The organism is Shewanella putrefaciens (assembly GCF_016406325.1).
GTDB classification, from domain to species: domain Bacteria; phylum Pseudomonadota; class Gammaproteobacteria; order Enterobacterales; family Shewanellaceae; genus Shewanella; species Shewanella putrefaciens.
Genome location: NZ_CP066370.1, coordinates 2,171,865 through 2,188,226 on the forward strand (window position 1 = coordinate 2,171,865; position 16,362 = coordinate 2,188,226).

At 42.8% G+C, this 16,362-nt stretch carries 15 protein-coding genes and 2 tRNA genes; 8 read left to right on the forward strand and 9 right to left on the reverse strand.

The genetic code is table 11. The features are described from left to right. The first annotated feature begins 201 nt into the window (after positions 1–201). Positions 202–1,155: a thioredoxin-disulfide reductase gene (gene trxB / locus JEZ96_RS09775; RefSeq protein WP_025007668.1), complete on the forward strand. Its 954-nt coding sequence runs from the start codon at positions 202–204 to the stop codon at positions 1,153–1,155. A 249-nt stretch (positions 1,156–1,404) separates the two neighbouring features. Here trxB and rplT read toward each other — a convergent pair whose 3' ends face one another. From rplT to thrS, 4 genes are all read right to left on the reverse strand, one after another. After that, entirely contained in the window at positions 1,405–1,761 is a 357-nt protein-coding gene (gene rplT, locus JEZ96_RS09780; protein ID WP_006081652.1) for a 50S ribosomal protein L20, read from the reverse strand. A gap of 16 nt (positions 1,762–1,777) precedes the next feature. Continuing rightward, positions 1,778–1,972 (reverse strand): 50S ribosomal protein L35, encoded by a 195-nt coding sequence (gene rpmI / locus JEZ96_RS09785; protein ID WP_011919318.1) that lies wholly within the window; start codon positions 1,970–1,972, stop codon positions 1,778–1,780. Positions 1,973–2,055: 83 nt separating this feature from the next. After that, positions 2,056–2,598 carry a translation initiation factor IF-3 gene (gene infC, locus JEZ96_RS09790; protein WP_082785965.1) on the reverse strand — a complete coding sequence of 181 codons (543 nt, stop codon included), beginning with the start codon at positions 2,596–2,598 and terminating at the stop codon, positions 2,056–2,058. 3 nt (positions 2,599–2,601) lie between these two features. Further along, positions 2,602–4,530, reverse strand: a complete 1,929-nt coding sequence (gene thrS, locus JEZ96_RS09795; protein WP_128090082.1) for a threonine--tRNA ligase — start codon at positions 4,528–4,530, stop codon at positions 2,602–2,604. Positions 4,531–4,930: 400 nt separating this feature from the next. Between thrS and JEZ96_RS09800 the strand changes: the two genes are divergently transcribed. Next, complete coding sequence (locus tag JEZ96_RS09800; RefSeq protein ID WP_011789317.1) at positions 4,931–5,131, forward strand: CPXCG motif-containing cysteine-rich protein; 201 nt, start codon at positions 4,931–4,933, stop codon at positions 5,129–5,131. On the opposite strand, the gene JEZ96_RS09805 is transcribed toward JEZ96_RS09800, so the two are convergent. Further along, positions 5,128–5,757 (reverse strand): riboflavin synthase, encoded by a 630-nt coding sequence (locus JEZ96_RS09805; RefSeq protein WP_014610563.1) that lies wholly within the window; start codon positions 5,755–5,757, stop codon positions 5,128–5,130. The two genes, JEZ96_RS09800 and JEZ96_RS09805, sit on opposite strands and share 4 nt — an antisense overlap. 34 nt (positions 5,758–5,791) lie before the next feature. On the opposite strand from JEZ96_RS09805, the gene JEZ96_RS09810 reads away from it, so the two are divergent. From JEZ96_RS09810 to eco, 4 genes are all read left to right on the forward strand, one after another. Then, positions 5,792–7,171 (forward strand): MATE family efflux transporter, encoded by a 1,380-nt coding sequence (locus JEZ96_RS09810; protein ID WP_011789315.1) that lies wholly within the window; start codon positions 5,792–5,794, stop codon positions 7,169–7,171. Positions 7,172–7,547: 376 nt separating this feature from the next. Continuing rightward, positions 7,548–7,624: transfer RNA gene (locus JEZ96_RS09815), tRNA-Val, on the forward strand. Between the two features lie 52 nt (positions 7,625–7,676). Further along, positions 7,677–7,753 (forward strand) — tRNA-Val (locus JEZ96_RS09820). Positions 7,754–8,161: 408 nt separating this feature from the next. Continuing rightward, entirely contained in the window at positions 8,162–8,713 is a 552-nt protein-coding gene (gene eco, locus JEZ96_RS09825) for a serine protease inhibitor ecotin (RefSeq protein ID WP_011789314.1), read from the forward strand. A gap of 80 nt (positions 8,714–8,793) precedes the next feature. Here the strand turns inward: eco and JEZ96_RS09830 are convergent, their stop codons facing one another. The 3 genes from JEZ96_RS09830 to JEZ96_RS09840 all read right to left on the reverse strand — a co-directional run bounded on the left by JEZ96_RS09830 (position 8,794) and on the right by JEZ96_RS09840 (position 11,602). Next, positions 8,794–9,069, reverse strand: a complete 276-nt coding sequence (locus tag JEZ96_RS09830; protein WP_011789313.1) for a hypothetical protein — start codon at positions 9,067–9,069, stop codon at positions 8,794–8,796. 18 nt (positions 9,070–9,087) lie between these two features. Next, entirely contained in the window at positions 9,088–11,067 is a 1,980-nt protein-coding gene (locus JEZ96_RS09835; RefSeq protein WP_025007672.1) for a RecQ family ATP-dependent DNA helicase, read from the reverse strand. A gap of 211 nt (positions 11,068–11,278) precedes the next feature. Continuing rightward, positions 11,279–11,602, reverse strand: a complete 324-nt coding sequence (locus JEZ96_RS09840; protein WP_011789311.1) for a hypothetical protein — start codon at positions 11,600–11,602, stop codon at positions 11,279–11,281. Positions 11,603–11,856: 254 nt separating this feature from the next. On the opposite strand from JEZ96_RS09840, the gene JEZ96_RS09845 reads away from it, so the two are divergent. Then, a complete protein-coding gene (locus JEZ96_RS09845) occupies positions 11,857–13,914 on the forward strand; it encodes a PhoX family protein (protein WP_025007673.1) in 2,058 nt (685 codons plus the stop codon). Between the two features lie 94 nt (positions 13,915–14,008). Here JEZ96_RS09845 and JEZ96_RS09850 read toward each other — a convergent pair whose 3' ends face one another. Then, positions 14,009–14,728 carry a tRNA-uridine aminocarboxypropyltransferase gene (locus tag JEZ96_RS09850; RefSeq protein ID WP_128090080.1) on the reverse strand — a complete coding sequence of 240 codons (720 nt, stop codon included), beginning with the start codon at positions 14,726–14,728 and terminating at the stop codon, positions 14,009–14,011. A 211-nt stretch (positions 14,729–14,939) separates the two neighbouring features. Here JEZ96_RS09850 and ampC point away from each other — a divergent pair, with 211 nt between their 5' ends. Next, complete coding sequence (ampC, locus tag JEZ96_RS09855) at positions 14,940–16,124, forward strand: class C beta-lactamase (RefSeq protein WP_011789308.1); 1,185 nt, start codon at positions 14,940–14,942, stop codon at positions 16,122–16,124. Positions 16,125–16,362 lie beyond the last annotated feature (238 nt).

Here is a 16,362-nt window from a genome sequence, read left to right on the forward strand (position 1 = left end):
AATATTTTGAGGCCGTTTTTTTATTATGATGACAAAATAGCAAACTAAATAAATCCTAAAAAGTTGACAGCGTAAATCCACATGCTCAACACGTCATCATTAATCGATGAGCATAATCTAAAATAATCGCCAAACTGCGCTTTACCCCTACAGGTAAATTCCCTACAATCGCCCTAATTTGCTAAAGGCACGGAGATAATAATGAGCCAGATCAGACATTGTAACTTATTGATTTTGGGTTCAGGCCCAGCAGGATATACCGCAGCCGTTTATGCTGCGCGTGCTAATTTAAAACCCGTGATGATCACAGGTATGCAGCAAGGTGGCCAACTAACCACGACGACTGAAGTTGAAAATTGGCCGGGGGATGCAGATGACTTAACCGGTCCAGCCTTGATGGAACGTATGCAGAAGCATGCTGAAAAGTTCAATACTGAAATTTTGTTCGATCATATCAACGAAGTAACCCTTACCGAGCGCCCTTTCCGTTTGAAAGGCGACAACGGCGAGTACAGTTGTGATGCGTTGATCATTGCAACAGGCGCTTCTGCCCGTTACTTAGGGCTTGAGTCGGAAGAAGCATTCAAGGGCCGTGGCGTATCAGCCTGTGCGACCTGTGATGGTTTTTTCTATCGTAATCAAAAAGTTGCTGTGATTGGTGGTGGTAACACTGCGGTTGAAGAAGCCTTGTATTTAAGCAACATAGCGGCTGAAGTGCATCTTATTCATCGTCGTGACACTTTCCGCTCAGAAAAAATTCTGATTGACCGTCTGATGGATAAAGTCGCCAACGGCAATATTATCCTCCACTTAAATCAAACTATGGATGAAGTGGTTGGTGATGCCATGGGCGTTACCGGCCTTAAGATGAAGAGCACTAAAGATGACTCTATTACTGACTTAGCCGTTGCTGGCGTATTTGTCGCGATTGGCCACAGCCCCAACACCAGTATCTTCGAAGGCCAATTAGAGATGAACCATGGCTACTTAAAAGTACAAAGTGGTCTTCAAGGTAATGCGACCCAAACCAGTATTGAAGGTGTCTTTGCTTGCGGCGACGTGATGGACCAACATTATCGCCAAGCTATTACTTCTGCAGGCACTGGTTGTATGGCAGCACTCGATGCCGAGCGTTATTTAGACGCTAAAAAATAATACGACTCACTTTTTGAACAGATAGCAGGCTTTGCCTGCTATTTTTTGTGCTCAACATTGTTAACTGATCACAAACTTTTTACGGGCAAAGTAAATCAATAGGATTCACGCGCTCAGAGCCTTTGCTTCACTATTCTCAATAACGAATCAGTTATGAGTGCTTAGGTAAATAACATTATTCGGTAATCAAAAATAGCGCACAAAAAAAGGGACCAAATGGTCCCTTCTCTACAGCAACAAACTAATTTCTTAGTTTAATGCTTCTTTTGCTTTTTCGACTAACGTTGCAAATACAACTTTATCGAATACAGCGATGTCAGCCAAAATCTTACGATCGATTTCGATAGACGCCTTTTTCAGACCGTTGATGAAACGGCTGTAAGACAGACCATTTTGACGAGCCGCAGCATTAATACGTGCAATCCACAGTTGACGGAATTGACGTTTTTTCTGACGACGGTCACGGTAAGCATATTGGCCAGCTTTAGTGACTGCTTGTACAGCAACACGGTAAGTACGGCTACGAGCGCCATAATAACCTTTAGCTAGTTTTAAAACTTTCTTGTGACGAGCACGAGCGGTTACACCACGCTTAACTCTTGGCATTTTCTAATCTCCTAAATTAAGCGTAAGGTAATTGACGCGCGATTGCTGGAACGTCAGCTTTTGATACTAAACATTTAGCACGTAAGTGGCGCTTACGTTTAGTACTTTTCTTGGTCAAAATGTGACGTAAATGTGCTTGCTTACGCTTGAAACCATTGGCGGTTTTCTTAAAACGTTTCGCTACACCTCTGTCGGTTTTCATTTTAGGCATTACTAAAACTCCGCATTGGGATGTTATATAAAAAGCAAGGCGAGCAAAGGCCATAGACCTTTGCTACTTTAGGGTTGCCCTACTTATTTCTTTTTAGGCGCTAGCACCATAATTGCTTGTCGACCTTCCATTTTAGGGAAAGATTCAACAACCGCATACTCGTCCAAATCAGCCTTGATACGGTTCAGAAGATCCATACCTAGGTTTTGGTGGGCCATTTCGCGACCTCGGAAACGCAGCGTAATCTTCGCTTTGTCCCCGTCTTCCAGAAAACGTATCAGGTTGCGTAGTTTTACCTGATAGTCGTTTTCGTCAGTTCCAGGACGGAATTTAATTTCCTTAACCTGAACCTGCTTTTGCTTCTTCTTTTGTTCCTTTTGCGCTTTCGCTTTATCAAAGAGGAACTTACCGTAGTCCATAATGCGACATACTGGAGGTTCAGCATTTGGGCTGATTTCTACTAGGTCTACACCTGCGTCATCGGCCAAATTCTGAGCATCTCTGATGCTTACCACACCAATAGCTTCACCATCAATGCCTGTTAAACGTACTTCAGGTACGCCTGTGATTTCTTCATTGATTCTATTAGGGGCCGGCTGACGCCCTGCTGTTTTTTTGATCTTTATGACCTATTCCTCCAACAATTTGAGACTACGGAGCGAAATCTGTTGATGGATTTTAGTGGCGAAATCTTCAAGTCGCATCTTACCTAAATCGATACCATCACGGGTACGCACCGCTACTTCCTTATTTTCCATTTCTTGATCGCCAACGACCAACAAATAAGGGACACGCCTTAAGGTGTGCTCGCGTATTTTAAAGCCTATTTTCTCATTCCTCAAGTCAAAAGACGCTCGAATACCTTGTTCTTTGAAGAATTTGACGATTTCTTGAACATAATCAGCCTGTTTGTCGGTGATATTCATCACAACAACTTGCATTGGGGCCAACCACGTTGGGAAACGTCCTGCATATTCTTCTATCAAGATACCCAAGAATCGTTCCAAAGAGCCTAAAATAGCACGATGGATCATGACAGGGGTCTGACGGCTGTTATCTTCGGCAACATAAGTTGCACCAAGACGGTTTGGTAAAGCATAATCGAGCTGCACAGTACCACATTGCCATGCACGGTCCAAACAATCGTGTAAAGTAAATTCGATTTTGGGGCCGTAGAACGCACCTTCACCTGGTAAAAGGGTGAACTCAATGTTGTTTGCACGTAAAGCCTGTTTTAATGCTTCTTCTGCTCTGTCCCACATGGCATCGTCACCGATACGTTTTTCTGGGCGCGTCGACAGTTTTACGACGATGTTTTCAAAACCGAAAGTAGAATATGTGTCGTATACCATTTGGATACAGGCACTCACTTCTTCTTGAACTTGATCCTCAGTACAGAAAATATGGGCATCATCTTGGGTAAAACCACGTACACGCATTAATCCATGCAATGAGCCTGAAGGTTCATTACGGTGGCAGCAACCAAATTCCGCCATACGCAGTGGCAAGTCGCGGTAAGATTTCAAGCCTTGGTTGAAGATCTGCACGTGGCCTGGGCAGTTCATCGGCTTGATAGCATATTCGCGGTTTTCACTGCTGGTCGTGAACATGGCTTCTGAGTATTTGTCCCAGTGACCAGAACGCTCCCACAACACGCGGTCCATCATTAATGGGCCTTTCACCTCTTGGTAAGTGTATTGGTTTAGCTTACGGCGAATGAATCTTTCTAATTCGAGGAAGATGCTCCAACCGTCGTTATGCCAAAACACCATACCAGGCGCTTCTTCTTGCATATGATACAAGTCGAGCTGCTTACCGATTTTACGGTGGTCACGCTTAGCCGCTTCTTCAAGACGGGTTAAGTGTGTACTCAGGGCTTTTTTGTCGGCCCAAGCGGTACCATAGATACGTTGCAACATCTTATTTTCTGAGTTGCCACGCCAATAAGCGCCGGCAATGCTCATTAATTTGAAATGTTGGCAGAAACGCATATTAGGTACGTGCGGTCCACGACACATGTCTGTGTATTCTTCGTGATGATATAGCGCAGGTGTCGCGTCTTTGCTGATATTTTCATCCAGAATGGCAATCTTATACTCTTCACCGCGCGCCGCGAATGTATCACGGGCTTCTTGCCAGCTAACGACACGTTTTACAACGTCATAGTTGGTTTTTGCCAGTTGAAGCATGCGCTTTTCTAAGGCTTCGATGTCATCTTGAGTCAGCTTGTGCTCAAGGTCGATATCGTAATAAAAGCCATTATCGATAGCAGGACCTATCGCCATCTTGGTTTCTGGCCACATTTGCTTAATCGCGTGACCTAATAAATGCGCGCAAGAATGGCGAAGAATTTCAACACCTTCTTCGTCTTTGGCGGTAATGATTGATAGCTCAGCATCGGTTTCAATGAGATCGCAAGCATCTTTTAATTCGCCATTAACGCGGCCAGCGATACAAGCTTTAGCAAGACCAGGGCCTATATCAGCGGCGACATCGAGAGTCGATACAGCATGAGCAAACTCGCGTTTGCTACCATCGGGAAGTGTAATTACAGGCATGAAATGTCCTTTCCAGTGGTGACCCACACGTAGGGCCACTTGGTTTTAGTTAATGTAAGAGAAATGCTCGCTAGGTTAAGACAGTACAGGAGTCTTAGCCGCCTTGCGTAGCAGGGCGTTTATTCTACGGGATTGGCGTCAAGGGGTGCAAGTAAATTGGCTAAATTGCGTGGCATTGCGCAATAAAGGCAAATTCATGATTTTGCAGTGTGTTGGCAACTTGCTAGTGATGAAATTGAGAGGCTAATTACGGTAAAAGAGTCATGTTTGATCCGTATGAGCAATTCATCCGTTCACTTGGTTCACTACAATTGCAGCTATACTTAGTAAGCCCTATGGGAACAGCCATGTATCGTATGGGGGATATTCTTTCATCCCACTTGAAAGAAGGAGTAACATTATGAGGATCATGAATAAGGTTATCGCCTGTCCACACTGCGGGCATCATCAACATATCAGTATCGATGCCAGCAGTGGTGATCAAGATTATTACGATGATTGTCGAATTTGCTGTAATCCAATCCATTTACGCTTACATATAGATGAGTTGCGGCGCACGATTGAGTTATACGTAGACTCAGATGATGAGCAAATTTATTAATTATTTAATGAATACTCGCTCAAGCGTTTGGCCAGTACACGCTCGACAGTGTCGACGATGACTTGCGTTTGACTGTCGATTTCAATATTCAATTCATCACCTACCTTGCACTGACCTAAATTGGTGAGCTTGAGTGTTTCTGGAATTAAGTGCAACATAAAACTTGTCTCTGTCACCTCACCCACCGTTAGGCTGCAACCATTTACACCTACAAATCCTTTATAAAATATATAGTCCATCCATTTAGGTTCAATACTCAATGTCAAATCGTAATGCTGTTCTGTGTGGCTAATATTGGTAACTTTAGCCTTTGTATGGATATGGCCAGAAAGAATATGCCCTCCAATTTCACTACCAAAAGTTAACGAGCGTTCAACATTAACGTATTGACCTACAGACAAATTAGCGAGATTCGTCAGTCGTAATGTCTCTTCCACTACGTCGAAAAATACCCTATCATCAACCACCTGAGTCACTGTAAGACATACCCCGTTATTTGCCACACTTGCACCAATCGCAAGTCCCTCATGCAAATCAGGTTTAAACGCTACCTCAAGGGTATTTAGGCCATCTTTCTTATGTATTGCAACCACCTCGCAGGTGGCTTGAACTATACCTGTAAACATTTATTACTCGCTTATTCGTTAAAGGCTGTATTTTATGAAACATTCAGGCTTCCAAGCCAAACGCTTAATCCAACTTGCACTGCCAGTGTTCATCGCCCAAGTCACCCAGACAATGATGGGATTTATCGATACTGTTATGGCGGGACGAGTCAGTGCCGTTGATATGGCGGCTGTGGCCGTAGGAACCAGCCTTTGGCTGCCCGCTATTTTATTTGTTCAAGGTTTACTGATGGCTTTTACCCCCTTATTTGCCCATTTTAATGGTGCAAATAATCAAAAAGCGATTCAACCTTTAGCCTTTCAAGGGGCCTATCTTGCCATCATTGGCGGCATTGGGGTGATGATTTTCCTCGCATCGGCACCTTTTGTACTTGGCCATATGGACTTAGAACCTGAATTGTACCGCTTAACCATAGGTTATATCGACGGTATTTTATGGGGTGCACCGGCATTTGTGTTATATCAAGTATTAAGAGGCTGTAGCGAAGGGATCTCATACACTTTACCGACAATGGTTATTGGGTTTGTCGGATTAGCCGTCAATATCCCTGCCAATTACATTTTTATTTATGGTCACTTTGGCGTTCCTGCAATGGGCGGTGCGGGTTGCGGGGTTGCAACGGCCTTGGTTTTTTGGGCAATGCTGATTGCAATGACTATTTATATGCAATTTCACCGCAAATTTGCCGCACTTGCTCCTTTCAGTAAATTTCATCGACCAGAGTTTAAAACGATGAAAAAAATGACGAAGCTCGGCATGCCAATAGCTATGGCGCTGTTTTTTGAAGTGAGTTTATTTGCAATCATTGCATTGCTTCTGGCGCCTTTAGGTGCCACTGTTGTAGCTAGTCACCAAATTGCCCTCAACTTCTCCGCAATTGTTTTTATGCTGCCTTTATCTATTGGTATCGCAGTTTCGATCAGAATTGGTTATTACTTAGGCCGAGATCGTAGCGATATTTCTGCCGTTGTGGCCAAAGTGGGGTTATGGCTAGCGCTGTCTCTCGCTCTTTCCACTGCGGTGTTAACGGTACTATTTAGATTCCAGATTGCCGAACTCTATAACAATGACCCGGATGTCGTTGTGTTAGCTGGTAGTTTGATGTTGATGGCCGCGTTATATCAATTATCGGATTCAGTCCAAGTTGTTGCGGCGGGCGCCCTACGGGGCTATAAAGATACTCGTAGTGCTTTTTATATCACGCTCTTCTCCTACTGGGGGATTGGCATGACACTAGGCTATACCTTGGCTTATACGGATTATATTGTGCCAGCTATGGGCGCCCACGGATTTTGGACTGGACTTATCGCAGGACTGACCTCGGCAGCGCTGCTGTTTTTTATACGCTTACGCTATATCCAAAAGCATGGAGTACATTTAAGCCTTATTGAAGGTGATAGCGCACACCATTAATGCTCACTTAGATTGCAAGAAGTATGAGCGGCAATCGTAGTTATGATATTAACGATAAAAATGGCGAGCCTCTTGGCTCGCCATTTTTTATCGTTTTGATTTTGATGGAAACGATTGGAACAAGACCACTCGCAATAAGAAGGTTATGCATATCAATGTTGAAACTCTGGACAAGTTGCACAGCAATTCACCATTTGACGATAAAATTGTTTTTTTTGCTTGCCAGCCTTTCGCTATCACCCTAATATAGCGCTCGCTCCAAAGCGCAATAGCTGTTAAAACGGCTTGTAGCTCAGTTTGATAAAAGTATCACTACTTACTCATTTGAGAACAAGCGATGAAAATTGGTGGTTAAGACTACCAAAAAATAGACAATGCACCCGTAGCTCAGTTGGTTAGAGCACTACCTTGACATGGTAGGGGTCGGTGGTTCGAGTCCACTCGGGTGTACCACTCTTTTCACAGAGTATAAAAAGTGACTTCTTCTTATTAAAAAGTAAACAGTGCACCCGTAGCTCAGTTGGTTAGAGCACTACCTTGACATGGTAGGGGTCGGTGGTTCGAGTCCACTCGGGTGTACCAATTCTCACTTTAAATTCATATGCTTCAACAATCTTATCCAATTGCCCCAGCTCTATTACCTTTTCTATATTTATATTCCTTAGCTTTGCATCATCTATGATCTGGTTGATAATAAAAAATCCTATAGCACTGCATTTTCAAAAAGAGCCTTTTAAAACTTCTTAAGTGGTCATTCAGTACCATATCGCTATCTTCATTTTTTAAACCACTTACATCAATATCACTTAGGGTACACATCTCGGTTGAAGATGAATTAAACTTGAAGAGGTACAACAAATTCATTGGGTGAAATTTTCCAATACTTTTAACCCTTTTTAAATTCTGTTTCGTTTGTAGGGGCAGAAGCTCGACAAAGAGCGGAACTTTTTGTTTATACGACGACTTATTTGAACCATTAGGGAGAACACAATGAAATTGACTCATCTACTTAATGCTGCGATGGTGCCTCTTACTTTTGCATTGTTATCTTTTAACGCTGCTGCGGTGAGTCCACCCAATCAAACAGGATTAAATGCACCTATGATCAGCGTGATGAGTTTCACATCAAAAAATTACACGCAGCAAGAAGCCACTAAAATGTTCCCTGTACCTAATGTAGGCATGGTGCAACATATTCTTACACTACCTAAGTTAGAGAATGAAGAAGACTATATGCTTGAAGTCCAAATAGGCCAGACTCAACTCATCGACTGTAACAAACACAGTTTAAACGGCGAGCTGAAAGAACATTCAGTACAGGGATGGGGTTACAACTATTATCAAGTGGATGAGGTCTCAGAAGGTCCAAGCACCATGATGGCTTGCTTTGAACTTGCTAAAAAAGAAGCTTTTGTACGCATTCCTGGTGAGTTAACAATGCGTTACGATAGCCGTTTACCTAAAATATTTTACCTACCAGAAGGCACTGAATTACGTTTTAGAACGTGGAAAGTAGATTCTGCCTTTCAGTATGCTAAATAAAATATTCTGAATATCCTGTTTGAAGCAAATGCCCTTCGGATCTGGACTGACATGATAGAGTCAAGATCCGATGGGCATTACTAAAATCTTTTAATTCTAACTACTTGCATAATCTCGATTTCAAAACCTGCCACCATTTCTGTTTCAGGATAATAGACAACACTCACTTTTTGCCCTTGTAAATTTTTGTATTTTTTTACACGACGAAATTTAAATGGCACATCACAGTTTTCGAGCATCACTGTATGTTGCACCCATTCGCCCTTTTCTCTTTGAGTATGGGATAACACAGTCACTTCGCCTGAATGAATTAATCTCTCATGGTTGGCGAGCATCTTTTTAACAGCCTTATTCATGTTCGATCCTTTTATCATCTAGCCCGCCAGTAGTGACGTAACTTTCTGTTTTATTTCTGCATATCTTAATTTTTCACAACGACCAAATCCCTTGAGTTTACGGATCTGTAGTCGACTAAAAAGAGGAACCATCATGCCAGCTAGAAATCGGCATTGAGTATCGAGTGACAGCGAAAGTATACCTTTCATTTTTACGTGGGTTTGTAGTTCGAATAAATCGGCACGGATTTGTGACTCATCAGGCCAAACAGGATCTGCAGAATACGTTAACTTAGCCACATTTCCGCGGCAAACACTGCAATGGCCGCAATATTGTGGTGTGTTTTGGTCATCAAAGTAACGAGATAAATTGTAGCTCAGACACGTATCTAATTCGAAAAAACGCACTAATTGTCCAATACGTAAAATTTCTTTATGTTCTTTTTCCACAAAGTATTGGTGAAGATTGTCTACAAGGGAGATCTGAGCCAATATTGTATTATTCACTTGATAAACATCGGTAATTTTTTTAGTTTCTAGTTCAATCCATTGTTTATCTGCCAGATATTCCAGTGCTGTTAATACTTTACTGCGTTCAGCTCCCGTTGCACTGTAAAGTGCATCAACATCTAAAACACCCCAAACCCGCTTCATGTGTGTGTGAGTAAAAATTTGCGATAAGAATGCCTGCCGCTCTGGATTAAATGCACTTAAAATTTCTGATTTATCTTTGATGAAGCGATAGGTTACATCAGCATAGTAAGCATAAAGCGGTTTAATTACGCCTTGTATTTCTAACTGAACTAACAGTGTTTTTAATGGTAACTGACGGATATTACTGATGCTAGATAACGTATTTAACTGATGTTCCCAACGTCCTTGATGTTGTTCTTGCTTGATATTTTCAATAATGAGCTCAATACCGCTTCGTTCTGGCGTGTCACCATAAACAAAATTTTCGACTGTATTCATTCCATCAAGATTAGCCAAGGTCACGCAGTGCGAGTGTTGACCGTCTCGACCCGCTCGCCCAATTTCTTGACTGTAATTCTCAATGGATTTAGGTAAGTCATAATGGATAACAAAACGAATATTGCTTTTATCTATCCCCATACCAAAAGCAATCGTCGCGACCACCACTTGCACTTTATCCTGCATAAAATCATGTTGAACTTGCTGGCGTTTTACATCGTCAAAGCCTGCATGATAAGCACGAGCAAGGATCCCTTCTTGTGTGAGCAAATCCGCAACTTGTTCTGCCGTATGTTGAAGAGTGACATAGACAATACCCGCTCCTGCATATTGGCGGACTTGCCTATACAGTAATGCATTTTTTTCTTGGCTTAATACAGGGATAACACATAAATCTAAATTGGGGCGATAGAATCCTGTTTGAACTATGTGTTTAGGAGCGATATCAAACCGCGCCGCCATATCCAACTTCACCTTACGGGTTGCGGTTGCCGTTAAAAGTAGCACTAGTGGGATCCCAAGCTCCCGTCGATAATCGGGTAACTTTAAGTAATCCGGTCGGAAATTATGTCCCCATTCTGAAATACAGTGCGCCTCATCAATAACCAGCATTGAAATGGCAACCGACTGGATAAACTGCCTAAAGCGTTCATTTTTAAAACGCTCAACCGATACCATCAAAATATTTAGCTTGCCCGACCGCGCGTCCATCATAACTTGCTTAGTCTGCTCAGCATTGAGAGTTGAGTCTATGCTTGCCGCTGCAATTCCCTTGGCTTGCAAAAACTCAAGTTGATCCTTCATTAATGCTAGCAAGGGGGATACAACTAAGGTCAAATGGGGCAACTGTAAGGCAGTAAATTGATAACACAAGGACTTACCTGATCCAGTCGGAAAAATGGCGAGGCTAGATTGTCCTGCTAATAGCTGCGAAATCGTTTGGTATTGACCATTCCTAAAGGCTGAAAAACCAAATTGTTGCTGCAATAAAGTGCTATAACTGTCAGCCTTATCTGCAAGAGGCTTTTCTGGGGTTGAGTGAAACATTGCCTAACCTTAGGAGTGAACAAGCTGAAATGTGAAACCGATGTACAGTTTAACAAATTTTGTCCGACTTTATGGGGTTAATTACTGCGATAAGGAGATCCGACTGAATCGACTTAGTTCATTTCGTGTTTAGCGTAGCAAGCTAGGTAGGCTACATAAGTTATGGGAATCTTTTTAGACAGCGATAAAAATTTATTACATCAATACGTTATCACTTTCGCGCTAGATAAAGATTAATCAGTGACGCTAATTTATTTTCAAACCGTTCTTCAAAAACCTCAATATCACGCCCAATCAGATGAAAGTATTTACTCGCCTGTGTCCGTGAAAGCAGTTTATTTGCCACACTATATTGCATTTCATCGAGTGTTTTATCGTACCTTGGTGTAAGTAACCAAGTTCCAACATCCACATCAAAATGTTGCATCGCCTTTTGTGCTAAAGCACAGAAAGCTTCAATATGATCTTTTCCATCAGGACCAAGACAACCTGGCTCGATACGGCACAACACGGCAATTTTTCTGTCCTCAGCCATTTTTATATCCCTAAAATGATTACAACGAAACTCATACGATACATATCAGAATGACTGATTTTACGTGAGTGTATGTATATGTCACGTGCTTTGTATCAATTGATTTTAGCGTGATTTATGACTTACTCGACCGTGAATATAAAAATATTTCAGGATATTGCAGTATTTTTGTCATCTAAATTCAACTTTATTGTCACATAGAGTCATTAGGCTGGGCCTCGAAATTTAATTCATATCACATATTGGAGTGAAATATGAGCAAGGCCACCTTTGATCCTACACTTTATAATAAAAGTAATAATGAGCCGTTTAACCAAGTGTTGGATAAGCATTTATCTCGCCGAAATTTTGTCAAAAGCGGATTGGGCCTTGGTGCCATGACCGCTTTTGCAGGAATAGGACTAACAGGTTGTGGTTCGGATAGCTCACCAGCACCGACGCCAGTTGATCCAGTTCCCACATTACCTCCCACAAAAAGCAGCGCCAAATTAAACTTTACATCTGTGGCAGGTGCTCGACTGGATGCAGTTGTGATACCGGAAGGTTACACCGCACAGGTACTCGCTCCTTGGGGAACACCGTTAAACTCAAAAGCCGCACCATGGAAAAGTGATGGCAGTAACACTGCAGACGATCAAGCCAATTCAGTTGGGATGCATCACGATGGTATGCATTTTTTCCCATTAAATGATGCCGGTAATGATGGCTTACTCTGTATAAACCATGAATATATTGATGAAGATGCATTGCACCCAGCCGGACCGACCGTAGATGCCACCACAGGTTTACGCACCATTGTCGATGAAATTCGCAAAGAAATTAATGCCCATGGTGTCACTGTCGTGCGGATCAAACTGGTTAATAATCAGTGGGAAGTCGTTCTAAATGACAGCCATAATCGTCGTTTCACGGGCGCAACAGTAATGGATATGGCAGGCCCTCTGGCTTATACCTCTCTGCTCGAAACTCGTTATTCACCCGATGGCAGTCAAGCCCGCGGTACCTTAAATAACTGCGGCAATGGTTATACTCCATGGGGAACTTATCTCACTTGTGAAGAAAACTGGCCTGAGTATTTTGCAAACCGCGGTACTTTGAAACCCGATCAAAGCCGCATTGGTATCAGCAAAACCAGTACACGTTATGGTTGGGACCATCTTGCTGGCCATGATGAAGAACGCCTCGATGAATTTGCACGTTTTGATATCACTCCCAAGGGTGCAAATGCTCAAGATGATTACCGCAACGAAGCAAACGGTCATGGTTATATTGTAGAAATAGATCCGTTCAATCCTGCATCACGCGCAGTAAAACGTACCGCATTAGGACGTTTTCGCCATGAAGGTTGTACTTTTGGAAAATTAACTGAAGGTAAACCTGTGGTGTTTTATTCGGGTCATGATGCTCGTTTTGAATACCTCTATAAATTTGTTTCAGCGGCTGCTTGGGATGCAAAAGATGCCAATAGTAGCAATCGTATACAAACGGGTAATAAGTACATGGATGAAGGGACTTTATATGTTGCTAAATTCAACGAAAATGGCGGTGGTGTTTGGTTACCGTTAACCTTAGATAGCCAAACCTCAGACGGTAAAACACTCGGTGATACTTTCGCCAGCTTGGCTGATATTATTCTCAATACTGCAGGAGCCGCCGATCTTGTTGGCGCAACACCGATGGATCGTCCTGAATGGTGTGCTGTTGATCCCTTTACAGGTTCAGTCTATTTAACCTTGACCAACAACTCGAAAAGAACCGAAGCACATCCTGCAAACCCAAGACTTAAAAATAACTTTGGTCATATTATTCGTTGGGACGAAGGTGATAAAGTCACAGAGTTCACATGGGATATTTTTGTATTTGGTTCACCAAGTGATGGTAATGCCGAGACAAACTTATCAGGTTTAACGGATTTGAATCAATTTGCGAGTCCCGATGGTTTAGCTTTTGACCAACGGGGTATTCTGTGGGTGCAGACCGACAACGGTGCTAAGGAAGTCGCGGAAGAAACTAACGATCAGATGTTAGCAATTGTGCCTTCTACCTTGGTTGATAGCCAAGATAAACAACTGACAGTCACAGCAAATAACCAAATGGAATTAAAACGCTTCTTTGTTGGCCCTAATGATTGCGAAGTGACAGGATTTGCAGTTAGCCCTGATTACACGTCAATGTTTATTAATATCCAACATCCGGGTAATTGGCCCTACTCTACCAATGCTGCTGAGCAAACTCCAGCGGGAACCACTCTTCGCCCTCGTTCTGCAACAGTGCTTATCCGTAAGCAAGATGGTAAACAAGTTGGGGTTTAACCATAGCAGTTAAAAATAAACGCAATTAAAGCAAAACTCCCCTACTTGTTAGGGGAGTTTTATTTGTGAAGTTTCGTTCTTCCACTGAAATAAATTAAACGCTGGGCAAAATGGCATTTGCCTTTTCATAAGCCGCTTCAACAGCATCTGTAAAGGATGAAATGGGTAAAAGATCTTCTCTACAACGCCGATTACGACCAAGTAATGATGATTCAACAAACAAATCAAACCAAGTGCTAAGGGCTTTGCTATTTGCCTCCTCACCTATCGCGGCTAACGCTAAAGAAGCGACCTCAGCGGTACCCAGTTGAAAGTCGTGACTCCCCTTTCGTAGCGCATATGTCGCAAGCGTATCGGGATCGAATGATAATAAGGGCAACGAGTGCAAATAAGGACTCTTACGGAACATTTTTATCGCTTCACGCCAACTGCCATCAAGCATGATCAGCAGCGGCCGTTTACCTTCAGCTAATGTCGACATAGGTACTTGATTTAGTACAATCTGCCCTTGCTCTGCATATTGGGCTGGAAACACTAAATAAGGTTGATATTGCGGCGACTCAAGCAAGCCAAGCAACTCAGCTTCAGGTTCTGTACGTGACCAAATATAGGCATGAGTATCAGGAATAAGATCCGCAATGAGTCGGCCACTATTCGTCGGTTTTAACACTTCATCGTTATACATGATCAGCAAAAAACTGGCTTGAGTCTGTAACTGACGGCGCAGCGCACAGGTACAAAACTGCTCACCTAAAAGGCATAATGGGCAGCGGATCAATTTTTTGCCACGGGCACCAAAAGGCTTAGTCGAAATAGACTTACGGTACTCATATAGACGGTGGACGGCATGGGGGGGCTAGAGCCATAAAACCAATTCTCTTTCAAACTTATGATAAGCTGCAATGGAGGGCTTTTAATCTTCCCTATTGCGGCGACGCAGTTTATCCCTTGACCATCAATGGCGCAATCCACCCCATACATTATCGCCATAAAAGGCACATCCAATTTTTGATTACAGGTAAATTATGCAACAACATCCCCTACTCGCTTCAATGCCATTATTAAGCAGCGTACTGCTCAGTGTAACGCTATTTTCTAATGTGAGTGCAGCCCAAGCTTTAAATGCTAAGGAAATGCAATCGCTGGTAGATTCTGTGGTTAAACCTTTGATGACTGAGTACCATATCCCCGGTGCCGTAATAGGCTTAACTATTGATGGTAAACAGTATTTTTATCGATATGGCGTCAGTTCTAAAACCTCATGGCAAAGTGTGACTGAACATACCCTGTTCGAGATTGGCTCTATCAGTAAAACCTTTACCGCGACACTGGCAAACTACGCACAGCTTAAAGGCAAATTAACTCTCACGGATATGGCCAGTGACTATGTACCAGCATTAAAAGGCAGTCATTTTGATGGGATTAGTCTCATTAACTTAGCGACTCACACCGCGGGAGATCTGCCAATGCAAGTACCCGATAAAGTCACTAACAACGCAGAATTAATGGCTTATCTTAAACAGTGGCAACCGTCATTTGCCCCAGGGACCCACAGAAATTACGCCAATCCAAGCATTGGCCTGCTCGGGATGATTGCCGCGCAGAGTTTGAATCAAACATTTCAGCAAGCACTTGAACAAACAATCTTTCCGCAATTGGGTATGACCAGCAGCTATGTCAAGGTTCCCAGCGACAAAATGGCCGATTATGCCCAAGGCTACAATAAGCAAGATATGCCGGTTCGGGTCAATCCCGGCGTATTAGCCGATGAAGCCTATGGCGTTAAAACTACAGCCACAGATCTGCTGCAATTTGTGGAAGCCAATATGCAAATGCACCCACTTGCCAAACCTCTGCAAACGGCAATCGATGAGACTCACAGGGGATACTTTGATGTGGGCGTAATGACCCAAGATATGATTTGGGAACATTATTCCTATCCGATTGAGCTCGATAAGCTACTTATGGGCCACACTCAGGAAGTGGTGTTTGGTAGCACGCCCGTTAACCCCATATTGCCACCCCTTGAACCGCAGCAAAATGTGTGGATCAATAAAACAGGCTCAACCGGTGGTTTTGCCGCCTATGTCGCCTTTATCCCCGCGCAAAAGCTTGGGATCGTCTTACTAAGCAATAAAAATTATCCCGTTCCACCACGGGTGACTGTGGGCTACCAGATTTTAACTGGCATAGAAAAATTGCAAAAATAGCATCACGTAGCATTAAAGGAGATAGGCCTATTTGCGATCTCCTATTTTATTTGTACCTTACCCATATTTTTAGCGTTACTTCCTTATATCAAGTATTTTATCCACTGGTTTGTCGCTGATACCAAATGTTTTAAACAAATCCGCTTGTAAGGAAATAGGGGCATCAGAGTTGAGCCAAACATTAATGTATTTGCAATTACCCTACACAATTAACAAGCAAATAACTCAGCGTAAGTTT